At 62.3% G+C, this 21,051-nt stretch carries 25 protein-coding genes; 12 read left to right on the top strand and 13 right to left on the bottom strand.

Features of this window, described 5'->3' with window-relative positions; genetic code table 11:
* The first annotated feature begins 10 nt into the window (after window positions 1–10).
* From ACE3PP_RS07560 to ACE3PP_RS07550, 3 genes are all read left to right on the top strand, one after another.
* Entirely contained in the window at window positions 11–754 is a 744-nt protein-coding gene (locus ACE3PP_RS07560) for a TIGR02186 family protein (protein WP_374379985.1), read from the top strand.
* Between the two features lie 33 nt (window positions 755–787).
* Window positions 788–1,279: a universal stress protein gene (locus ACE3PP_RS07555; RefSeq protein WP_374379983.1), complete on the top strand. Its 492-nt coding sequence runs from the start codon at window positions 788–790 to the stop codon at window positions 1,277–1,279.
* A 150-nt stretch (window positions 1,280–1,429) separates the two neighbouring features.
* Window positions 1,430–2,122 carry a FecR domain-containing protein gene (locus ACE3PP_RS07550; protein ID WP_374379981.1) on the top strand — a complete coding sequence of 231 codons (693 nt, stop codon included), beginning with the start codon at window positions 1,430–1,432 and terminating at the stop codon, window positions 2,120–2,122.
* A gap of 29 nt (window positions 2,123–2,151) precedes the next feature.
* Here the strand turns inward: ACE3PP_RS07550 and ACE3PP_RS07545 are convergent, their stop codons facing one another.
* Together ACE3PP_RS07545 and ACE3PP_RS07540 are read right to left on the bottom strand one after the other, a co-directional pair.
* Entirely contained in the window at window positions 2,152–3,081 is a 930-nt protein-coding gene (locus ACE3PP_RS07545) for a threonine/serine dehydratase (RefSeq protein WP_374379978.1), read from the bottom strand.
* Window positions 3,078–3,524, bottom strand: coding sequence for an Lrp/AsnC family transcriptional regulator (locus ACE3PP_RS07540; protein ID WP_374310559.1), 447 nt, complete (start codon window positions 3,522–3,524; stop codon window positions 3,078–3,080). Before ACE3PP_RS07540 ends, ACE3PP_RS07545 begins: the two co-directional genes overlap by 4 nt.
* Before the next feature lie 244 nt (window positions 3,525–3,768).
* On the opposite strand from ACE3PP_RS07540, the gene ACE3PP_RS07535 reads away from it, so the two are divergent.
* Together ACE3PP_RS07535 and ACE3PP_RS07530 are read left to right on the top strand one after the other, a co-directional pair.
* Entirely contained in the window at window positions 3,769–4,956 is a 1,188-nt protein-coding gene (locus tag ACE3PP_RS07535; RefSeq protein WP_374379975.1) for an MFS transporter, read from the top strand.
* Between the two features lie 131 nt (window positions 4,957–5,087).
* Window positions 5,088–5,555 carry a phosphorelay protein gene (locus tag ACE3PP_RS07530; protein WP_374379972.1) on the top strand — a complete coding sequence of 156 codons (468 nt, stop codon included), beginning with the start codon at window positions 5,088–5,090 and terminating at the stop codon, window positions 5,553–5,555.
* Window positions 5,556–5,561: 6 nt separating this feature from the next.
* Here ACE3PP_RS07530 and ACE3PP_RS07525 read toward each other — a convergent pair whose 3' ends face one another.
* The 4 genes from ACE3PP_RS07525 to ACE3PP_RS07510 all read right to left on the bottom strand — a co-directional run bounded on the left by ACE3PP_RS07525 (window position 5,562) and on the right by ACE3PP_RS07510 (window position 7,733).
* Window positions 5,562–6,134 (bottom strand): demethoxyubiquinone hydroxylase family protein, encoded by a 573-nt coding sequence (locus ACE3PP_RS07525; protein WP_374379969.1) that lies wholly within the window; start codon window positions 6,132–6,134, stop codon window positions 5,562–5,564.
* A 20-nt stretch (window positions 6,135–6,154) separates the two neighbouring features.
* Window positions 6,155–6,652: a disulfide bond formation protein B gene (locus ACE3PP_RS07520; protein WP_374379966.1), complete on the bottom strand. Its 498-nt coding sequence runs from the start codon at window positions 6,650–6,652 to the stop codon at window positions 6,155–6,157.
* A gap of 18 nt (window positions 6,653–6,670) precedes the next feature.
* The gene (locus ACE3PP_RS07515) at window positions 6,671–7,222 is read right to left on the bottom strand and encodes a YqaA family protein (protein WP_374379963.1); all 552 of its coding nucleotides are present in this window, start codon (window positions 7,220–7,222) and stop codon (window positions 6,671–6,673) included.
* A gap of 142 nt (window positions 7,223–7,364) precedes the next feature.
* Window positions 7,365–7,733 (bottom strand): DsrE family protein, encoded by a 369-nt coding sequence (locus ACE3PP_RS07510; RefSeq protein ID WP_374379960.1) that lies wholly within the window; start codon window positions 7,731–7,733, stop codon window positions 7,365–7,367.
* 88 nt (window positions 7,734–7,821) lie between these two features.
* Between ACE3PP_RS07510 and ACE3PP_RS07505 the strand changes: the two genes are divergently transcribed.
* A complete protein-coding gene (locus ACE3PP_RS07505) occupies window positions 7,822–8,862 on the top strand; it encodes a cupin domain-containing protein (protein WP_374379957.1) in 1,041 nt (346 codons plus the stop codon).
* On the opposite strand, the gene ACE3PP_RS07500 is transcribed toward ACE3PP_RS07505, so the two are convergent.
* The gene (locus ACE3PP_RS07500; RefSeq protein WP_374379954.1) at window positions 8,863–9,132 is read right to left on the bottom strand and encodes an usg protein; all 270 of its coding nucleotides are present in this window, start codon (window positions 9,130–9,132) and stop codon (window positions 8,863–8,865) included. It abuts the gene before it with no gap.
* A 397-nt stretch (window positions 9,133–9,529) separates the two neighbouring features.
* Here ACE3PP_RS07500 and groES point away from each other — a divergent pair, with 397 nt between their 5' ends.
* The 3 genes from groES to ACE3PP_RS07485 all read left to right on the top strand — a co-directional run bounded on the left by groES (window position 9,530) and on the right by ACE3PP_RS07485 (window position 12,533).
* Complete coding sequence (gene groES / locus ACE3PP_RS07495) at window positions 9,530–9,850, top strand: co-chaperone GroES (RefSeq protein WP_374379951.1); 321 nt, start codon at window positions 9,530–9,532, stop codon at window positions 9,848–9,850.
* A 52-nt stretch (window positions 9,851–9,902) separates the two neighbouring features.
* Complete coding sequence (gene groL / locus ACE3PP_RS07490; RefSeq protein ID WP_374379948.1) at window positions 9,903–11,546, top strand: chaperonin GroEL; 1,644 nt, start codon at window positions 9,903–9,905, stop codon at window positions 11,544–11,546.
* Between the two features lie 210 nt (window positions 11,547–11,756).
* Window positions 11,757–12,533: a tetratricopeptide repeat protein gene (locus ACE3PP_RS07485; RefSeq protein WP_374379945.1), complete on the top strand. Its 777-nt coding sequence runs from the start codon at window positions 11,757–11,759 to the stop codon at window positions 12,531–12,533.
* Between the two features lie 53 nt (window positions 12,534–12,586).
* Here the strand turns inward: ACE3PP_RS07485 and ACE3PP_RS07480 are convergent, their stop codons facing one another.
* Together ACE3PP_RS07480 and ACE3PP_RS07475 are read right to left on the bottom strand one after the other, a co-directional pair.
* Window positions 12,587–13,741, bottom strand: a complete 1,155-nt coding sequence (locus tag ACE3PP_RS07480) for a DUF3734 domain-containing protein (protein ID WP_374379942.1) — start codon at window positions 13,739–13,741, stop codon at window positions 12,587–12,589.
* 15 nt (window positions 13,742–13,756) lie between these two features.
* A complete protein-coding gene (locus ACE3PP_RS07475; RefSeq protein WP_374379940.1) occupies window positions 13,757–14,539 on the bottom strand; it encodes a 3-hydroxybutyrate dehydrogenase in 783 nt (260 codons plus the stop codon).
* A 229-nt stretch (window positions 14,540–14,768) separates the two neighbouring features.
* Between ACE3PP_RS07475 and ACE3PP_RS07470 the strand changes: the two genes are divergently transcribed.
* A complete protein-coding gene (locus tag ACE3PP_RS07470; RefSeq protein ID WP_374379937.1) occupies window positions 14,769–16,040 on the top strand; it encodes a serine hydrolase domain-containing protein in 1,272 nt (423 codons plus the stop codon).
* A 1-nt stretch (window position 16,041) separates the two neighbouring features.
* Here the strand turns inward: ACE3PP_RS07470 and ACE3PP_RS07465 are convergent, their stop codons facing one another.
* Window positions 16,042–16,644, bottom strand: coding sequence for a DUF1989 domain-containing protein (locus ACE3PP_RS07465; RefSeq protein ID WP_374379934.1), 603 nt, complete (start codon window positions 16,642–16,644; stop codon window positions 16,042–16,044).
* A gap of 80 nt (window positions 16,645–16,724) precedes the next feature.
* Here ACE3PP_RS07465 and hemN point away from each other — a divergent pair, with 80 nt between their 5' ends.
* Window positions 16,725–18,068 carry an oxygen-independent coproporphyrinogen III oxidase gene (hemN, locus tag ACE3PP_RS07460; protein WP_374379931.1) on the top strand — a complete coding sequence of 448 codons (1,344 nt, stop codon included), beginning with the start codon at window positions 16,725–16,727 and terminating at the stop codon, window positions 18,066–18,068.
* Between the two features lie 3 nt (window positions 18,069–18,071).
* Here the strand turns inward: hemN and rdgB are convergent, their stop codons facing one another.
* The 3 genes from rdgB to ACE3PP_RS07445 all read right to left on the bottom strand — a co-directional run bounded on the left by rdgB (window position 18,072) and on the right by ACE3PP_RS07445 (window position 19,771).
* Complete coding sequence (gene rdgB / locus ACE3PP_RS07455) at window positions 18,072–18,671, bottom strand: RdgB/HAM1 family non-canonical purine NTP pyrophosphatase (RefSeq protein WP_374379928.1); 600 nt, start codon at window positions 18,669–18,671, stop codon at window positions 18,072–18,074.
* Window positions 18,671–19,405, bottom strand: a complete 735-nt coding sequence (gene rph, locus ACE3PP_RS07450) for a ribonuclease PH (protein WP_374379925.1) — start codon at window positions 19,403–19,405, stop codon at window positions 18,671–18,673. The genes rdgB and rph overlap by 1 nt, the downstream gene beginning before the upstream one ends.
* A gap of 63 nt (window positions 19,406–19,468) precedes the next feature.
* Complete coding sequence (locus ACE3PP_RS07445) at window positions 19,469–19,771, bottom strand: HNH endonuclease (RefSeq protein ID WP_374379922.1); 303 nt, start codon at window positions 19,769–19,771, stop codon at window positions 19,469–19,471.
* A gap of 121 nt (window positions 19,772–19,892) precedes the next feature.
* On the opposite strand from ACE3PP_RS07445, the gene ACE3PP_RS07440 reads away from it, so the two are divergent.
* Window positions 19,893–20,990 carry a calcium-binding protein gene (locus ACE3PP_RS07440; protein ID WP_374379919.1) on the top strand — a complete coding sequence of 366 codons (1,098 nt, stop codon included), beginning with the start codon at window positions 19,893–19,895 and terminating at the stop codon, window positions 20,988–20,990.
* Window positions 20,991–21,051 lie beyond the last annotated feature (61 nt).

Here is a 21,051-nt window from a genome sequence, read left to right as displayed (position 1 = left end):
ATTTCAGGCGTTGAAATCACTGGGCCTCATTCTTGCCCTGGCCCTGCTTGGACTCGCGGGACTTCGCCCGGCCGTGGCCCAGGCGCCGCTCATCGCCGATCTCGACGACCATCTCATCGCCATCACGACAGGCTTTGCCGGTGCCGACGTGCTGCTGTTTGGAACGACGGACGGGCCAGGCGATGTCATCGTCGTGGTGCGCGGCCCCACCAGCGATGTCGATGTACTGCGCAAGGAGCGCGTGGGCGGCATCTGGATCAACCGCAAGGGGCTGAGCTTCCAAAACGTTCCCGCCGTCTACATGTTGGCCGCGTCGAAGCCGCTGGAAGAACTGTTGCCGGAAGATCAGCGCAGCTACTACCAGATGGGCATCGGCAATGTCCGCATGGTGCCGGTCTCGCCAGATGATACGGACGTCAAGACCTTCACCGAGGCGCTGGTCCGCGCCAAGCAGCGCAACGGCCTCTTTTCCGATCTGCCGGCACGCATCCTCTTCATCGGCGACCGCCTGTTCCGCGTGAACTTGCGCGTGCCGTCGACCGTGCCCACCGGCACCTACCTGGCCGAAGTCTATCTCGTGCGCGACCAGAAGGTGGTGGGCGCGCAGACGACGCCCTTGGTCATCAGCAAGGTCGGTTTCGGTGCCGATATTTACGACTTTGCGCATCGGCATAGTTCTTCCTATGGTGTCATTGCCGTGCTCGTGGCCTTGTTCGCAGGCTGGATGGCGCATCTTGCCTTCCGCCGCCGCTGATCGGGCCGGGAACTGGGTGAAGGGAGTGATGGGATGACGGACGCAGCCGAGCAGAAGCCGACATTGGGACGCGTCTTCCTGGTCGTTGTCGACGAATCGCCCGAACTGAAGGTGGCGCTGCGTTATGCCTGCCGGCGCGCCCAGAAATCGGGCGGTCGGGTCGCCATGTGCTATGTCATGGAGCCCACCGACTATCAGGAATGGGTCGGCGTCTCGAACCTGATCCGCGACGAAGCCCGCCAGCAGGCCGAAGCCACAATGCAGAAGATGGCGGGCGAAGTGCAAAAGCTGTCCGGCAATTTTCCGATCCTCTATTTCCGCGAGGGCGAACGGCAGGAAGAGGTGATGAAGCTCATCGCCGAAGAGCCGACTATCTCGATTCTGGTGCTGGGGGCGGCGACGGGTGCCAAGGGGCCGGGGCCGCTCATTTCCAGCCTGACCGGCAAGGCGATCGGCAAACTGCGCATCCCGATCACCGTCGTGCCCGGCAACCTCACCGACGCAGATATAGAAAATATAGCGTAGCCGGAGTAGGGCCTTAGGCACCACGCCCCCTTATACTCGCGACCCTTGGCTCTGTGATATCTGTCATTGCCGCGACCGAACCCTCGGCCCAATATGCTGGGGCATGTACCGCGCATGCCCTGCCGCACGCCCAGTTGTTCGAGGACGGATATGACAATCGATCGGCGCTCGTTCCTGCTGCGGGCGAAGCACCTCTTGCTCGGTGCCATTGGCCTTTCCGTTCTGTCGCCGCTCGCGCGCCACGCCTCGGCCGCGCAGATTATTGTCGGCAGTATTGTCAAGGTGCGCGGCGGTGCTTCTCTGCTGCGCGACGGGCAGCAGATCGTCCTTGAAGGCGGCGAGGAAGTCGCAGCCCGTGACGTGATCACGACGCTCGCCGACAGTCGCGTCCGCATTGCACTCAAGGACGGATCGACGCTCAATCTCGGCGAACTGACGCGCATGACCATTGCCGAGTTCGAGTTCAGCGCGGAGACGATGGAAAGAAAGGGCGCCTTCGATCTGAAGGGTGGCCTGCTGCAGGCGATCACCGCCAAGGCGGCGCCGGGATCGAGCTTTGTCATCCGTACCCGGAATGCCGTGGCCGCCACGCGCTCGACCGATTGGATCGTCAATGCGGACAAGGCCGAGACATCCGTCTTCGTCCTTGAAGGCAAGGTCGATGTCGCCGAATCCGCGCTTGGCTTCCGCAGCCTGTCGAGCGCCGAGCAAGACAAGGCGATGCTGCTGGCTGCCGGTCAGTCGGTTGTCATTGGTAAAATGGCCCTGGGCGCCGAATTGAAGGCGCAACCCAGTGACAACAGCAAGATCGCCAAGCTGCAGGCCGGGCTCGCTTTCGATTGATGGGGCCTTCGCCGCGTTAGGCGCGACAGCTAAGCGAGGCTCGACGGATCCACATTGCCGCCGCACAGGATGACGGCGACCTTCTCCCCCACCGCCGGCTTGTAGGCGCCGGAGAGGAGTGCGGCGAGCGCCGTGGCGCCGCCCGGTTCCGCGGCCAGGCGCAATTCCCGCCACAAAGCGGTTTGCGCGGCGCGGATCGCCTCGTCATCGACCAGCACCACGCCTTCGACGAACTGCTTGGCGATGGAGAAGGGCAGGGCGCCGATCCGGCGCGCCCCCAGCGAATCCGCGGCAATGCCGCCGACCTCGACATCGACCGGCGCCTTGGCGCGGAATGCGCTTTCCAAGGTCGGACAAGCCTTGGGCTCGACGCCAACCACATTGACCCGGCCCTCGAACCAGGCGGCGATGCCGCCGATCAATCCGCCGCCGCCGACTGCGACCAGGACGGTGTCGACTTGCGTCATCTGCGCATCAAGCTCGCGCGCCAGCGTCCCCTGGCCGGCAACCGTCGCCGGTGCGTCATAGGCGTGGATGCCGATAGCGCCAGTCTCACGCTGATGGGCTTCAGCGGCCGCCAGCGCATCGGCATAGGCGCCGGGAATGACGTGGACATTGGCGCCCAAGGATTCGATGCGGGCGATTTTGGCCTTGGCTGCCAGGCTGGGCACGAAGATCTCGGCGCGGTGGCCGAGGCTATGGGCGGCAAAGGCCACGGCCGCGCCATGATTGCCGCCGGAAGCTGCGACGACGCCGGCCTTTGGGACAGTCATGGAGAGGAGCGAGTTGAAGGCGCCGCGCGCCTTGAACGATCCGCTATGCTGCAGCAATTCCAGTTTCAGCGTCAGCTGCGCATGGCTGCCGAAGGCGCCGAGCTCCAGGGGCAGGATCGGCGTGCGACGAACATGGCCGTGGAGGCGCCCGGCGGCCTGCTCGATATCTTCCGGTGAAACGCTCAAGAGCGTCGCTCGACCACCGTCGACAGCAGGATCGAGGAGGTGGTGCGCTGGACACCCGGCAGGTGCCCGATGCGGGTCAGGATTTCGTCAAGATGCGCGGCATTGCTGGCGCTGACGATAGCGATGGCATCGTACGAGCCGGAGACGGTATAGGCCGATTGCACCTCCGGCAGCTTCTTCAGGGCGCCGATCGCCTGATCGTGCGCCTTGGGGTCGACGGAGAGGAGGACATGGGCACCGACGCCCGGTGCCTCGCCATCCTTGCCGACGACCAGCGTATAGCCGGCGATGATCCCGTCGCGTTCTAGCCGCTTCAATCTTTCCTGTACCGCGCTGCGCGACAGGGACAATTGCCGTCCCAGCGCCGCCGTCGGCGTGCGCGCGTTGTTGCGCAGGAGCGAGAGGAGTTTGCGATCGATATCGTCGAGGCTGCGTTTCGCCATTTCATCCGTCGAAGTGCCGGTAAGTTTATTTCTTGTCGCCTTTTTGCTGGCGGAAGGCAAGGTTGTTTCGGGACCGGCGGATTTCCCCGCACTGCACAATCCCGGGTTGCGGCCCAACGGCACTTGCCAGCGCCATGCCGAATTGGAATCAGGCCATGACGCTTCCGCTCATGTCGTCACGAATCCGTCATGCTATGGATGAACTCTGCCGACACACCCACCACAGATCCCGCCGATCCGACTCATGGCCTTCGAATCCCCCAACGCGCCGCTATCGGGCCGCAAGCCCGGCGCGATGGTGTTTGCCGTGCTCTACATGCTGGAATCGATGACGCGGGCGCTGGTCCTCGCCGTCATGCCGCTGCAGGCGAAGGAGATCTTCGTCACCGACGCGAAAGTGACGGCGATATACCTCTGCGTCACCATCTTTGGTCTTATTGCCGGTTTCGCCGTACCGCTGCTCATTCACCGCTATCGGCGGCGCTGGGTCTATTCGATGGGCCTCATCATCGGCGGCCTTTCCGTGGTGGCGCTCGCCTTCGATGATCCGATCGGCCAGTTCACGGGCCAGGTTCTGCGCACCCTGTCCGGCACCGCCTGCATCGTGGCGCTGACGCTTTACGTGCTTGATTTCATCCCGCGCGAGGATCTGGTGCGCTATGAGCCGCTGAAACTGCTGCTCGGTTGCATCCCCTGGGGTCTGGGGCCGATGCTTGGAGTCTTTCTCTACAATCATTTCGGCACTTGGTCAGTGGCGGCGACCGGCATGGGCGTGGCGTTGATTGCCGTCAGTCTCTTCGCTTATCTGCGCTTGACGGAAAACCCGGCCGTGGCGGCCGCAACCAAGCCGCCTCCCAACCCGCTCGACTCCATTGGCCGTTTCTTCGGGCAGCCCCGGCTGCGCCTCGCCTGGGTCATTGCTTTCGGTCGTTCCGGCTGGTGGTCACTCTTCTTCGTCTATCCGGCGCTCTATTTTCGGGACATGAAGATCGACGATTTCTGGTCCGGTTTCGTGACCGGGGCGGCCAATGTGCTGCTGATCCTGGCACCCATCTTCGGCTGGGTGGCGCGTCGGGTCGGCGTGCGTCTGCCGATCATGGTGGCCTTCTTCGGGGCGGGTATCACCACCCTCATCGTACCCCTGGCCTTCGGCTCGCCCCTCGCGGTGGGCACCCTGCTGTTGATCGCGGCCTTCTTCGTCGTGATGCTGGACTCGCTCGGCAACATTCCCTTCCTGCGCGCGGTGCGCCCCCTGGAACGACCGCAGATGATGTCGGTGTTCCGCACCTATATCGATATCGGCAATTTGCTGCCCTTCGCCGTCTTCACCGCCCTGCTGCAGTTCTTCGACCAGCGGGTGGTCTATATCGCCTATGGCGTGCTGATGCTGGTGGTGGGGTATTTCGCGCGCTATCTGCCCCGGCGACTGTGAGGGGGCGGCTCTAAGTGGGCTTGGGGGGAGATTATCGCTTGCCCCTAGGCGACCGGCCCGCCTGCCGCTATGATAAGCTGTTGATTCTGTTGTGATGGATAACGCCTCCAGCGGGCAAATGGCGTAGTTTGATGAGTGATGACAGCAAAGAAGGCGAGATGGCGCGGCGCTTGGCGCGCGCCGAGGCGGCGGTTGCCGATCTCGCCAAAAGCTATGTGACCTGGGCCAGCGCCGATGTGGAGAAGTGCGCCGAGCATCTGGCCGTGGCGCGTGCCGACACCGATGGGCGCGCCAGTGCCGTTCGGGATCTCTATGCGGTCGCCCACAACATCAAGGGACAGGGCTCGTCCTTCGGCTTTCCGCTGATGACCCGGATCGGCAATTCGCTGTGCCGCCTGACGCGCGCCAAGCGGCCGTTTGGAGATGGGGACCTCAACATCGTCCAGGCCCATCTCGACGCCATGCGTCTGGTCCTGGCGCAGAATATCCGCGGCGATGGCGGCCCGCTCGGTGCCAAGCTTTCCGAAAAGCTCGAAGGCATGGTGGTGGAGCTGCTGGGGCCGGAACCCCAACCCGAAGCCGACGATCTCATTCGCTAGAAGCGGCTAGAACCGCTCAGCCAGCCAGATGGCAAGGCGCGATCCGGCCTTGATGGCGCCCGAGAGCATTTCATAGCCCGGCGCCTGCTCGGCTCCGTGGGCAAGTCCCGTGTCGCGATGCTCGACTTCCTCGGCGCGGAACACCTCGATCTTTTCAGTCAGTGCCGGCTCGTTCTCGCCCAGGTCCCGCATCTGCTGGCGGTAATGCTCGTCGATCACTTCCTCGACCGCGACGGTGCAGGCCATCGCCGCCTTCGGTCCCATCAAGGCCGTGGCGGCACCGAGCGCAAAGCCCGCGACATGCCAGATCGGGAACAGGACCGAGGGACGCGCGCGGCGCTCGACCATCAGCTTCTCGAACGCATCGAGATGTTTGAGCTCCTGGTCCAGCATATGACGAATGACGTGACCTTCGGCCTTGCGGCCCAGCACGGCGAGCTGGCCCTCATAGATGCGCTTGGCGCCATACTCGCCGGCATGGTCGACTCGGATCACCCGTTCGACCAGCGCCTCGGGCGCAAGATCACCCGGCAGGCGCCGCTGCAGATCGGATTCGGTCGGATGGGTTGGCTGCGACATCGTTCATTCGCCTTAAGGAATTATTGCCTCGCCCGGGCGGCGCCCCAGAAAGAAAAGGCCGCCAGCGCCAGATAGAGCATGAAATTGTAACCTGCCATCGAAACGCCGAACAATTCAAAGGCGATCTCGTCGCAGCGCGTCACCGGTGCGTTCATGATCGCCGCCTCGAGATCGGCGCCCGATAGGCCGGCTGTGCCGCCGACGCAGGCCTCTGACCCCTGCCACCATTGCTGCTCGACCCCGACATGGAAAAGCGCGATGCCGGCCCCGGCCAGGAAGATGAGGCCGATGAGGGCGACCAGCCAGGGGCGCAGCTTCGACCGGGTACCGACGGCGATGGCGCCGATCGAAACGGCGATCGCCGCCCAATAGGCACCGCGTTGCCACAGGCAGAGATGACAGGGTGCCAGGCCGAACCCGTACTGCGCCAGCCAGGCGGCGCAAAGGGCGGCAAGGCTCATCCCGGCGGTCAGCCAGGGGACATGGTTGGGTTCAATGAAACTCGGGCGTGAAGCCATCGCGAAGCCCTTGCTGGATCAGAAGAGATATTTGAGCGCCACAAACCCGCCCACGACAAGGACCACGAACAGCGTCGTGACCAGGGTGAGGCGCTTTTCAATGAAGGCGCGGATCGGTTCGCCGAACAGATAGAGGAGGCCCGTCACCAGGAAGAAGCGGCCGCCGCGGGTCACGATCGACGCGACGATGAAGACCTTCAGGTCGAATTCCGCCATGCCGCTGGCGATGGTGACGAATTTATAGGGGATCGGCGTCATGCCCTTGATGAGGATGATCCAGAGGCCCCATTCGGCGAACATCTTCTGGAATTCGCCCATCGCGTCCGGATGGCCGTAGAAGGAGAGGATCGAAGCGCCGAGACCCTCCAGCGCATAGCCGATGTAATAGCCGCAGATGCCACCGAGGACGGAGGCCAGCGTACAGACGGCAGCAAAGGTGAAGGCGCGGCGCCGGTTGGCAAGCACCATCGGCACCAGCATCGGGTCGGGCGGAATGGGAAAGAACGAGCTTTCGGCGAAAGCGACCAGGAACAGCGCCCAGAGAGCCTTGGGGCTATCCGCCAGGCGCATGATCCAATCGTAAAGGCGACGCAGCAAAGGACACCGGATCCAAAGAAATCAGTGCCCAACCTCCTATCAGGTCGCCGGGACCTTCACAACCGCACCTTTCCGCGCCGCCGCGAAGGCCCCGCAATATCCCTGGATTCGCCCCTTAGAAAGACAGGGTCGCAGCGCCCTGCTTGATTTCGGCATGCATGGCACTGGCGCCCACGATGACCACACCCTCGAGAAGGTCGGCTTGGGCATAACCACGGGCTTCAACGCAGGGCGGGCAGGCCCAAATGACACCGCCCCGCTTCTGGAAATCCTCGATGAGGGCGAGGAGTGGCGAGAGCGGCGGGACATGGGTCAGGGCTTGGCCGCGCTTCCGCACCAGGTCGATCGCCGTGCTGGTCAGAAAGATCGACACCTTGAGGCCGGCCGTGATGCCGCCGTTAGCAATCGTAAATGCTACCGACGACAATTCGGAATCGATGCCGCGCGTGACCAGAATTACGAGTTTGTCAGTACCTTGGCTCATGAATATCCTCCACCGAAGCGAGCGTTTGTGAGGCCCGCTTTGTAGCCGTGGCAGAGGAGCGCCGTCTTTGGCCGGATCGCTGAATGGCTTGATCGAAAAACCGCAGCCCGGCATGGGTGCGGGCACCGGTGCCGACGTGCTCTCGGATGTGTTGCGCCATGTCCGCCTGACCGGTTCACTGCAATTTTGCTTCTTTGCGAGCGGTGCCTGGAAGACGGACGACAAGCCATCGCTCAGCAACATGGCCCAGAAAAGCGTCGCGGCGAAGGCGGCCGGCGCCATCGGCACAATTCCGTTTCACATCCTGGTCGACGGCCAATGCTGGATGAAGCTGGAAGGTCGTCATATCGATCTCATGGCCGGCGATGTCGTGGCCTTCCCCTTTGGCACCGGCCATCAATTGGGTGCGGGGAGCGATGACGGCGGCGACGATTGTCCGATGATCACGCCGGTTGCCGATCTGCCGCCCAAACCCTGGCGCGACATGCCGACGCTGCAGTACGGATCCGGTGGGCCGGGCGTGCGCATCCTGTGCGGCTATCTGCAATGCGATGCGATGAGCTTTGACCCGCTGCGCCAGGCTTTGCCGAGCCTTCTCCATGTGCGCACGCGCGCGGATGCCGATGCGGCCTGGCTTCGAGCCGCCATCGCGCAGATCGTGGCCGAATTCGATCAACCGAGAAGCGGCGGCGCGGTGATCCTCGAACGTCTCACCGAGGTAACCTTCATCGAACTGTTGCGTCACCAGATGCAGGTAGCGGCGAGCACCGACACCGGCTGGCTGGCAGCTCTTGCAGACCCGGCGCTTGGCCGCTGCCTCACCCTCATCCACGAGGACCCGACATTTGATTGGTCGGTCGAGAAGCTCGCGGCACAGAGCGGGCTGTCGCGCTCGGCCCTTGCCGATCGGTTCGACGCGGTCCTGGGGATTGCACCGATGCGCTATGTGCGCGCGTGGCGCCTGTCGCTCGCCCGCTCGGCCCTGCGCAGCGGCAACAAGGGCGTCTCGGCGATTGCCTTCGAAGCCGGCTATGGAACAGAAGCGGCTTTCAACCGTGCCTTCGCACGCGCCTTCGGCTTGCCGCCGGCCGCCTGGCGGCAGGCGGCGCGGCGCTCCCAGCCCGCCTGATCAGTGCAGGGTGAGGAGAGCCTCGCTGTGGCGCCATTCGCCGGGGGTGATGATGCTGGCCTTCGCCACTTTCACCGAATGCAGCTTGCCCTCTAGGTTGCGACTCCAGAAATCGAGGAATTTGCGAAGGACGGGGAGGCGCGGGGCGAGGTCGTAATCCTGCCAGAGATAGCTCTGCAGCAGGCCCGGATGATCCGGCATGTGATAGAGGATCTCGGCCGTCACCAGCCGGTAGTCATTGAGCTGCAAATGGAGCGCGGATTGACCCATATGTCCTCCTCTAAATCTTCCCATTCTGGGGGGCGGCTTCGGATGGTCGGTGAACCTTTGCTGATCGTTTGATGGCCGATTCGTTAACGACATGATGCCGCAACGGAAGCTAATAAAGAATAAAAATATGCGTATTTACAATAAGTTAGCACTCATTTAGGAAGATTGCTGCCAGCCGCCAGCGCTTCGGACCGGGCCAAGTACCTGACGGGATTCGCAAATTCGACCGGTCATTAGGCCGGGACAGATTGGCTCAACCCCTTGACGGGGGCCGGCATTGCTCCTAAATGGCTGGCACTCGCTTACCTCGAGTGCTAACAGCCGCGCCAAGCGGCGCTGGTCCCGGGGGTGGCGCGCAAGGGAAACTCACTATTTCATACTCTTACGGAGGATCACCATGAAGTTCCGTCCGCTCCACGACCGCGTTCTCGTGCGTCGTATCGAGGGCATCGAGAAGACCGCCGGCGGCATCATCATCCCGGACACTGCCAAGGAAAAGCCGCAAGAAGGCGAAGTCATCGCGGCTGGCGCTGGCGCCAAGTCCGAGGACGGCAAGGTCACCCCGCTCGACGTGAAGGCTGGCGACCGCATCCTGTTCGGCAAGTGGTCGGGCACGGAAGTGAAGGTCGACGGTGAGGACCTCCTCATCATGAAGGAAAGCGACATCCTCGGCATCATCGAGGGCACCGCTTCCGGTTCGAAGAAGAAGGTCGCCTAAGCCGTTCCGGCTGGCGCCGCTTTCCTCGAAAACCTAACAGGAGTTATTCCATATGGCTGCTAAAGACGTACGTTTCTCCGCCGACGCCCGTGACCGCATGCTCCGCGGCGTCGACATTCTCGCCAACGCCGTGAAGGTGACCTTGGGCCCGAAGGGCCGCAACGTCGTCATCGACAAGGCCTTCGGCGCCCCGCGCATCACCAAGGACGGCGTCACCGTCGCCAAGGAAATCGAGCTTGCTGACAAGTTCGAGAACATGGGCGCTCAGATGGTCCGCGAAGTCGCTTCGAAGACCAACGACCTCGCCGGTGACGGCACCACCACCGCGACCGTGCTCGCCCAGTCGATCGTTCGTGAAGGCGCCAAGGCTGTGGCCGCCGGCATGAACCCGATGGACCTGAAGCGCGGCATCGACCTCGCCGTCGAAGCCGTCGTCGAAGACGTCAAGAAGCGCGCCAAGAAGGTCTCGACTTCGGAAGAGATCGCCCAGGTCGGCACGATTTCCGCCAACGGCGAAAAAGAAATCGGCGCCATGATCGCCAAGGCGATGCAGAAGGTCGGCAACGAAGGCGTCATCACGGTTGAAGAAGCCAAGGGCCTCGACACCGAGCTTGAAGTCGTCGAAGGCATGCAGTTCGACCGTGGCTATCTCTCGCCGTACTTCATCACCAACGCCGAGAAGATGATCACCGACCTCGACAACCCCTACATCCTTCTCCACGAGAAGAAGCTCTCGAACCTGCAGTCGATGCTGCCGGTCCTCGAAGCCGTGGTGCAGTCGGGCCGTCCGCTCCTCATCATCTCGGAAGACGTCGAAGGTGAGGCTCTCGCGACCCTCGTCGTCAACAAGCTGCGCGGCGGCCTCAAGGTCGCGGCCGTGAAGGCTCCGGGCTTCGGCGATCGCCGCAAGGCCATGCTGGAAGACATCGCCATCCTCACCGGTGGTCAGGTCATCTCGGAAGACCTCGGCATTAAGCTCGAGACCGTCACCCTCGACATGCTCGGCAAGGCCAAGAAGGTCGTGATCGAGAAGGAAAACACCACCATCGTCGACGGCGCCGGCAAGAAGAAAGAGATCGAAGGTCGTTGCGCCCAGATCCGCGCCCAGATCGAAGAGACCTCGTCGGAATACGACAAGGAAAAGCTCGCCGAGCGTCTGGCGAAGCTCGCTGGCGGCGTCGCGGTCATCCGCGTCGGCGGTGCGACCGAAGTCGAAGTGAAGGAGCGCAAGGATCGCGTTGACGACGCCATGCACGCCACCCGTGCGGCGGTCGAAGAAGGCATCGTCGCCGGCGGCGGCGTTGCTCTCCTCTATTCGATCAAGGCGCTCGACAAGGTGAAGGTGGACAACGACGACCAGAAGGTCGGCGTCGACATCGTCCGCCGCGCGCTGCAGGCCCCGGTTCGTCAGATCGCCGAGAACGCCGGCGTCGACGGTGCCGTGATCGCCGGCAAGCTCCTGGAAGGCAAGGGTGCCAACTGGGGCTACAACGCGCAGACCGGTGAGTTCACCGATCTGGTGAAGGACGGCGTCATCGACCCGGCGAAGGTCGTGCGCTGCGCCCTGCAGGATGCGGCCTCGGTCGCCTCGCTGCTGATCACCACGGAAGCCATGATCGCCGACCGTCCGGAAAAGAAGGCCCCCCCGATGGGCGGCGCTCCGGACATGGGCGGCATGGGCGGCATGGACTTCTAAGTCCAAGCCAACCAGGTTCAAGTCTAACGAAGACCCCGCGGCAGCAATGCCGCGGGGTTTTTTGTTTGCCCGCTGCTGTTGCGGCTTGACGGGTTGTATTCGTTATGTTCTATTCTTCTAATAAGAGCGGATCGAATGATCTGAACCGATCGATCGCCGCGACCGACAAAGACCCATCGACCGACCAAACCTGCCGCTCCGGATCCTCCCATGCCCCTTCTTCCGCTGCTCATTCTGGCCCTTGATATCTTCATGGCGGTCCATGTCATTCGCAACGGCAAGACCTGCTGGTGGATCAGCATCATCCTGGTCTTTCCGTTGATCGGCAGCCTGGTCTATTTCTTCGTCGAGATTTTCCCGACCCTCGATCTCAAACCCCAGCCCAGGGTTGTCAGTATGCAGCGGGCGCGCTGGAAGCAGGCGCAGGATTCACGCGTGCGCGAGCGGGAGGTTCGGGGGCGCAACATCAACGACGTCGTCAATTCCGGCTCGATCAATGACAAGCTGTCGCTTGCTGACGAATGCATGAAGCGCGACCGCTATGCCGACGCGATCCGCCTCTATGAAAGTGCGCGGGAAGGTTTCTTTGTCAACGCGGCCGACGTTCTGTTGGGACTTGCCCGTGCCCAGCTTGAAAACGGCGAATTCGTTCCCTGCCGGCAGACCTTGCGCGAACTGGCCGAGGCGCATCCCGGTTCATTCGCCCAGGAACGCATCATCCTCACCGCGCGGGCACTGGCCGGTGCCGGCGATTTCGCGACCGCCATTGCCGAACTGGAGGCGCTGCTCGACCGCAAGGACAGTCTTGAAGCCCGCCGCCTGGAAGCCCGCTATTACTATGCCGAGTTCCTGTGGAAGCAAGGAATGAAGGATCGCTCGCTCGCCCAGCTCGCCGAAGTCATCAAGCATGGCAAGCTCTTCGCCATGACCGAAGAGGAAGAATATTGGGTCACCCGCGCTGGCGAGGTTCAGGCGGCGCTACGGTGATTTCCTGAACCGTCAAGCCCGGGGATGAGGAAATAGACCGCCCGGCGCGTGATCTACTCTTCCACCCGATGCACGTCGTGCGTCACGACCGCGTGGCCGCCGGTGGGCCTAGCCAGGAACTCGGGGTGAGTGAGGGTGTTCTTGATATCGTCCAACCCCTGGCGCCAGTGCTCACGCATATTGAGGATGCTGAACTCGTAATCCTTGCTGTGGGTCTCGTACTGCTTGTCGCGATAGATAAGCTGGACCGTGTTGTAGACCTTCGAACATGAAAGCTCGCGCAGCTTGGCGACTTCCGGGTCGTTCTGCTGGTCGGCGGGAATTCTGTCGAGCGCCTTTTTGAGCGCGTGCCGCAGATGCTGTGTATAGCCGGCAACATCGGTGACCAGCCGCGTGCGGCTGGAATAGACGATGTCCTTCCTGCGCTCGTCGACATCGAGCAGATTTTTCGGCAGCGGCCCCTTTGACGACCACAAATCGACCTGGAAAGCGAGCGTGTCGCGCCGCGGCGGCCGTGACAGCACTTCCATGAGTGGCGTGTTGGAGACAAGGCCGCCATCCCAATAATGCCGGCCGTCGATCTCAATCGCCGGGAAGCCGGGCGGCAGCGCGCCCGAGGCCATGAAATGCTCCGGCCCCAATTTCCGGTTGGCATTGTCGAAATATTCGAAATTGCCGGTTTCGATATCAACGGCACCGACCGAGACTCGTTCGATGCGCGCGTTGATGCGGTCGAAATCGACCAATCGCTCCAGCGTTTCTTTCAGCGGCTTGGTGTCGTAATAGCTGGTGGCCTCAGGCCCGCCCGGCCAGTTGAGGAAGGGCGGCGGTACGCGCGGCACGAAGAAGCCGCGTTGCCCCTCGAGGATGGCCCGCATCGACGACCAGGCACCGGCCAGGGTGCGCATGTCGCCGTCGCCCAGCAGGCTTGCGACTTCCGAGCCCAGGGTGAAAGCCGGCAGCAGCGCCGATTGGCAGATCGTTTCCCAGAATTCGGTCAGGCGCTCCAGCCGCTTCTCCGGCGGATTGCCGCCCAGGATCGCGGCATTGAGCGCGCCGATGGAAATGCCCGCGAACCAGTTGGGGGCGATGCCGGCCTCGTGGAGGCCCTGATAGACGCCGGCCTGGTAGCTGCCCAGCGCACCGCCGCCCTGCAGGACAAGGGCGACGGTTTCATAGGGCGGCAGTTCGATCTTCGGCGCGTTCATCGCGGTATGCGCCAGCTACTGCATGTGCCAGCCGTGGCTCACCGTGATCGACTGGCCGGTGAGGGCGGCCGACGGGAAGGTGGCAAGGAATAGTGCCGTCTCGGCCACATCCTCGACGGTTGTGAAAACGCCGTCGACCGTGTCCTTCAGCATGATGGTCTTGATGACTTCCTGCTCGCTGATCCCGAACTCCTTCGCCTGTTCGGGGATCTGCTTGTCGACGAGCGGCGTGCGCACGAAGCCCGGACAGATGACGTTGACGCGGACATTGTATTCGGCGCCTTCCTTGGCGGCGACGCGCGCGAGGCCGAGGAGCCCGTGTTTCGCCGCCACATAGGGCGCCTTCAGCTTCGAGGCGAGGTGCGAGTGGACCGAGCCCATATAGATGACGGTCCCGCCGCGCTTGTCCTTGTACATGTGCCGCATGGCGGCACGGGTGGTGAGGAACGCACCGTCCATGTGGATCGCCAGCATCTTCTGCCAGTCGCGATACTCGAACTCGACGATCGGTTTCACGATCTGGATGCCGGCATTGGAAACGAGGATGTCGAGCCCGCCCAGTTTGTCGATGCAGAGCGCTGTGCCGTCATCCACGGCCTTTTCGCTGGTGACGTCCATCGCAATCCCCAGCGCCTTCCCGCCCTTCGCGTTGATCTCGGCCGCGGCCGCGTCGGCGCCAGCCTGATTGAGATCCGCAATGGCGACGGCGGCGCCTGCCTTGGCATAGATCTCGGCGATGGCCTTGCCGATGCCGCTGGCGGCACCGGTGACGAGAGCGACTTTACCATTGAGTTGCATAAGCTCATCCTTTCAATAAGTTGCCTCTGCCATTGTCAGAGAACACGCACCCATCTCCCAGCGATCCTAGCTCGGTCTGCTGCATTGCGAAATCTCCTGATACCCGCCTTTCCAGAAAGACATCGGACCTCAAACGACCCCAGCAATGGGTGAGGCTGGCTCAAAGCCCGTAATGAGTGTAAGTTCTCATGATCTTGTTACCGATAATGCATATGCAGTGAGGTAGCGGATGGCGCCGAAATCTGCCCGAAATCCTGAAGAAGCCCCCCGCATCCGGCTATCTGCCTCATATGCGGTCGCATGCGTTCTGAACATTCTAGCTGCCGGCTTTCTTGTTGCATGCGCTGCACCAACCGGGGAAGTAGCGCAGAAAAAAACAATCTTCACAGCGATTCCAGGTGGCGCAGATCTTCCGACCCAAATTCCCAATGCCGTGATCGCCGGAGATTACGATTGCGGGCGTTGGCACGCTTGCCCGCTGCGCGAATTCATGTGGCGATCACGCCTGTGCGCTTTGGTCGTCGTCAAGGACGGCACAATCGTCTACGAGCGTTATGCACCGGATCAATCGACCCGGTGCAAGCGAGAAGCAGGTGACGGGCCGAATGGGCGCGACCGGCACTATGGCTTGGCGTCGATCACGAAGTCGATCACATCGACTTTGCTGGGTTTGTTGATTGCGCGCAACGAAGCAGACCCGGCACATCCGTGGGGTGAAATCGATCTGGCAAAGCCGGTCGGCCATTACGTACCGGGACTGACCGATGCCGCCGGGCAACCGACCCTCGAACAGGTGTTGAGAATGCGCAGCGGGTTTGCGTGGGACGACCGCGACAACCTTCTCTACGAAAGAACAGTGCTCGACTCAGAACATCGCGGCGTGCCATTCGCGGCCGCCGCCGGCGAATTGGCCAAGCGCATCCCCGGTCCATCTGCCTTCAATTATTCCGGTCTGGACACGACTTTGGCTGGCCTTGTCGTCGAAGCCATTCTGCAACGAAATCACGAGACACGCGGATGGCACCTTGATGATGCTTTGACGCACTGGATTTGGCAGCCGCTTGCGATGAAGGGCAATGCCGAATGGAAAACCGATTCCGATCGAACGCCGGCACCATTCTGCTGTCTTTCAATGCGTGCACGAGATCTGGCCAAGTTTGGCCAGTTCATTCTCGACAATGTCGTAGCGCCCGCCGATTCCGATTCTGCGCCGCTGCATGGGTGGATGGCGAAGGCATTGCAGATGCAGGGTGGCGTCACGGATCTTGCTGCCACCCACTGTCGCAATTTCAACCTCGATTACGGATATCAGTGGTGGCCGTTTCTCAACCCAGCATCCGGCTTCCTTGGCCTGGGCATTCGTGGCCAGATGCTCCATGTCTTTCCGCGCGAGCACATCGTCATTGTCCAGTTCAGCACCATGTCGCACGACGAGGAACTGGACCTTGAATGCGCCAGCTACGCCGCGCATCGCGCGATTGTTGCGGCGCTGTCGAACTGATTTATGAGCCGATCACGACTTCCGCATCATGAATGATGCAGTCCTTGCCGTTGATGGGCATCAGATCCATGGGGCAGGTGGAAAAGACGGCGACAACATTCATTTCGGCACGGAAGGTGATGGCGTCGCCAGGCAAGCTCATCGGCTCGTTCCAATAAAGCTCGCCATTGGGCTCCCACGGAATGTTCATGAAGAGGTTGAGCGGCGAGGGGGTTTCCGGCGCCTTGAGGTTGAGGGAGGCCAGCGCATCGCGCAGATTGTCGGTGCAATTGTCGTGATGGCCCTGATGCCCCAGCCCTTGATAGCGATAAATATCGCAGGCGGCGATCAGGGTGTCGTGGCGTCCCGGCGAAGTATCGTCGGTGACGGTCAGGATCGGCCGCCGCCGGTTGGTGAGGTAGGAATCGCCGATCTGGCTGACCAGCCGGCGGAACCCGGCCCGGCTGTGTTCCATGGACATGAACTCGCTCATATCGTCGGCGTTGAAGGCCCAGCTATCGACCACTTGGCTGCCGTGGGTATTCACGATTTTGAAGGTGCGGCCCTTCTCGACCCGCACGGCGAGGCCCTTTCGGGCCGGAATGGTCAATTTTGTCGCACTCATTTCAGCCTTTTCCCGTTCTTCCGATGCTGGGTTGATTTGAATCAAGAACCCCGGGCGGGTCAACTCTTAGCCTTGGCCGCATGATGATCACCGACCATTTGATCGCGGTCTACGACCGACCGGTCCCGCGCTATACGTCCTATCCGACGGCGCCGCACTTCCACGGCGGCATCGGCCCGGACGCCATGACCGAATGGCTCATTGCCCTGCCGGCCGATGCGCCGTTGTCGCTTTATATCCACGTGCCGTTCTGCAAGAAGATGTGCTGGTATTGCGGCTGCAATACACAGATCGTCGCCCGCCACCAGCCCGTGGCCGAATTTACCGAGACCCTGCTCGCTGAAATTGCGCGCATCGGCGACATTCTCAAGGCGAGCGGCCACAAATGCCAGGTCAGCTCGGTCCATTTCGGCGGCGGCACGCCCAACAGCCTGGCGCCGGACGAGTTCGAGCGCATCATGGCAGCGCTCGGCCATCACTTTGCGCTCGGTGCCGATCTCGATCTGGCGATCGAGCTCGATCCCCGCACGGTCGATGCCGGTTTCCTGGCAGCAATGCGCCGCGTGGGTGTCAACCGCGCCTCATTGGGTGTTCAGGACTTCGACCCCGTCGTGCAGGCGGCGGTCAACCGCGTGCAGCCCTTCGACATGGTGCGCGGCTGCGTCGAAAGCCTGCGCGACGCGGGCATCCGCTCGCTCAATCTCGACCTCATTTACGGATTGCCGTTCCAGAGTGTCTCCGGCCTGCGCCGCACCGTGTCGCAGGCAGTCGAACTGGCGCCGGACCGTATCGCTCTTTTCGGCTATGCCCATGTGCCGTGGATGAAGCCGCACCAGCGCCTCATCGACGATGCCTCATTGCCCGATTCCTACGCTCGCTTCCGCCAGTTCGAAGCAGCGGCGCAGGCGCTTCTCGCTGCGGACTATGCCCGAATCGGTCTCGACCATTTTGCCAAGCCCGGCGACGCCTTGCGCGTCGCGCGCGACAATCGCACGCTGAAGCGGAACTTCCAGGGCTATACGGTCGACCGGGCCGATACGCTGATTGGCTTCGGACCGTCGGCGATTTCAGCTTTTCCCCAAGGCTATATCCAGAATGCGCCGGACCATGCCCCTTGGGCACGGGCCATCGGCGAGGGTCGGCTTGCCGCCTGCAAGGGTGTGGCCATCACGGATGAAGACCAGCGTCGGCGCGCGATCATCGAACAGATCATGTGCTTCGGCCGTGTCGACCTTGCGGACTTTTCTTTCGATCCCGCCGATGCATTGGCAGGCCTGATGCCGCTCATCGATGATGGCCTCGCCCATCTCAACGGGACGGTGTTGACGGTGACCGAGCGTGGCCTGCCGTTCCAGCGCGTGGTCGCGGCGGCCTTCGACGCCTATCTGGTGCCGGAAGCCAAGCGGCACAGCCGCGCCGTCTGAAATCTATCTCCGGAAGCAGGAATCGACGAAGAGGCGGAAGGCCACGGCGCGGTGGCTCATCTCGTGCTTCTTCGTGGGCTCCATCTCGCCAAACGTGACGTCATAGCCGGTCGGCCGGAAGATCGGGTCATAGCCGAAGCCGCGCGCGCCGCGGGGCGCATCCACGATCTCGCCCCAGACATCGCCTTCGAACTCGTCGCAATGGCCGTCAGGCCAGGCGAGCGCCAGCGCCGAGACGAAGCGGGCCGAACGGTCGGTCTTCTCCTTGAGAAGGTCGAGCACGCGGCCCATCGCGTAGCCGAAATCCTTGTTCGGCCCCGCCCAGCGTGCCGAATAGATACCCGGATCGCGCCCTAAAGCCATCACTTCGAGCCCGGAATCGTCCGCGAGGGCCGGCAAGCCGCTGGCGGTCGCTGCCGCCACGGCCTTGAGACGTGCATTGCCGATGAAGGTCGTCTCCGTCTCCTCCGGCTCCGGCAAGCCGAGAGCACCGGCCGAGACGATTTCGACTTGGTAAGGCGCCAGCAGCTCGGCAATCTCCTTGAGCTTGCCTGGATTGTGGCTGGCGAGGACCAGCTTGCCGCCAGTGAAGGTCCGCGCCATCACTTCTTCTTTTCGGCAGCGGCGGCAAGGGCCGCGCGCTGCATCTCGAACAATTCGCTGGTGCCCTTGCGCGCAAGTGTCAGGAGGCTCGCGAACTGGGCGTCGGTGAAGGCTTCCTTCTCGGCCGTCGCCTGAACCTCAACCATGCCGCCCTTGGCGGTGAGGACGAAATTGGCATCGGCCTCGGCATTCGAATCCTCGGCATAGTCGAGGTCGAGGGCCGCCTGATTCTCATAGAGTCCGCAGGAGATCGCCGCCACCTGGTCGATCAGGGGGATGGTCTTCACGATGCCCATGTTCTTCATCAGGCGAAAGCACTCATGGAGGGCGATGTAGGAGCCGGTAATCGCCGCCGTCCGCGTGCCGCCATCCGCCTGGATGACATCGCAGTCGATCTTGATCTGCTTTTCACCGAAGGCCTTCAAATCGGTGACGGCGCGCAAGGCGCGGCCGATGAGGCGCTGGATTTCCTGGGTACGGCCCGATTGCTTGCCTTTTGCCGCCTCGCGGTCGCCGCGCGTATGCGTGGCGCGCGGCAGCATGCCGTATTCCGCCGTGACCCAGCCCTTGCCGGTGCCTTTCAGGAAAGGCGGCACTTTCTCATCGAGCGAGGCGGTGCAGATGACATGGGTGTCGCCGAATTTCACCAGGCACGAACCTTCGGCATGGCGGTTGAAGCCGACGATGAATTCGACGGTGCGGAGCTGGTCGACGGGGCGGCCGGAGGGGCGCATGGCTTTGATCCTTCGTTGAAATCGGGCGGAACCTACAGGCCTGTGCCCGGCCCCGCAATGGGCCTATTTCCGCCGCCTCGCCCGGGTCCATTTGCTGCGGTCCTGATAGTCGGGCGGCCGCTTTCTGACCCAGGCAATGAACCGGGCAAGGTCCGGATGCGCCTTCAGGGCGTCAATCGAGCTGAAGTCGCGGGCGAGCTCCGCCTCGCTCAACATGGCATGGATCGCCTGATGGCAGATCTTGTGCAAGTCGACCTGTGTCGTCCCGCCCAGGCTGCGCGGGATCAGGTGGTGGCGATCCACAGCGCTGCCCCCCGGCAAGGGCCGGTCGCAGAGCGGGCAGTTGGTGGTCGGTAATTTATTCATTGGAAATGCATCTTATTTCAGCAGGGTGACGGCTGTCACCGCTCAGGGTCGAACGCCCAAGATGTCGCCATCGACGGATCTCCCAACAGGCCATCGCGCCCGTCCTGGAAGGAGATCCATCATGCCGATCACCATCGACCCTGAAGTCCTGAAGAAGTTCTACCCCTACTATTTCTACAACTACATTGGCGGCACCAACGCCGATAATGCCTTCAGCGGGACCGATAAATCCGATTGGATTCAGAGCTTTGGGGGCAATGACACTGTTCATGGCCTGGGTGGCAACGACCGGATCGAGGGCGGCGAGGGGAACGACACGCTCTATGGCGACGGCGGTGATGATGTCGTCTGGGGTGAAGCCGGCAATGACGGACTCTATGGCGGCACCGGCAACGATGTTCTGGATGGCGGCATTGGCGACGATGCCCTGACCGGTGGTGATCATTTCGACCAGCTCTATGGCGGCCAGGGCAACGACTGGCTGTTCGGCGAGGGTGGTGATGACAGCCTGGTCGGCGACGAGGGCAACGACAAGCTGTTCGGCGGCGATGGCAATGATGGCATTCACGGTGGTGACGGCAATGACATAGCCTGGGGAGATGCCGGCAACGACACGATCTATGGCTCTGGCGGCAATGACGAACTGCAGGGTGGCACCGGCAATGACCGGCTTGAAGGTGGCGATGGACACGACAAGCTGTTCGGCGGCGAAGGCAATGATGGCCTTTTCGGTGATGCCGGAGACGATGAGCTGCATGGCGGCGACGGTTACGACACTCTGACCGGCGGCGAGGGCAATGACAAGCTCTATGGCGACGGCGGCACCGATATCATCAACGGAAACAATGGCAACGACAACATCTGGGGTGGGTCGGGCAATGACTACATCACCGGCGGGGATGGTGTGAACGCCATGTTCGGCGAAGATGGCGACGATTACCTGACCTTCGATGGAATCCTCGACTATGCCTGGAGCGGTACCGGCCATGACAAGCTCGCATTCGATGTCGACGGCTATGACGGCAAGGCGTCGATCAATGATTTCGATCTCTGGGACGATACGCTGGTCTTCAATGGCTGGTCGGGTGATGTGTCGGTTGGCGCCTCGGCATCGGGCGACGTGCAGTTCACCTTCGACAAAGGCGGCGTCGTCATTCTGACCAATGTCGATTATCAGGCGGGCATGACACTCAGCGATTTCAACATCGAGTGGAACTGAAGCCCAGCCAGAAAAGTTGCAGGCGCCACGCCCGGGACCGATGCAAGAGGTCCCGGGCGTT

The sequence above is a fragment of the Dongia sp. genome (assembly GCF_041910485.1).
In the GTDB taxonomy this organism is placed as follows: Bacteria; Pseudomonadota; Alphaproteobacteria; order Dongiales; family Dongiaceae; genus Dongia.
Note: the sequence above shows the minus strand (reverse complement) of the source record. Positions and strands in the feature narration are given on the sequence as shown.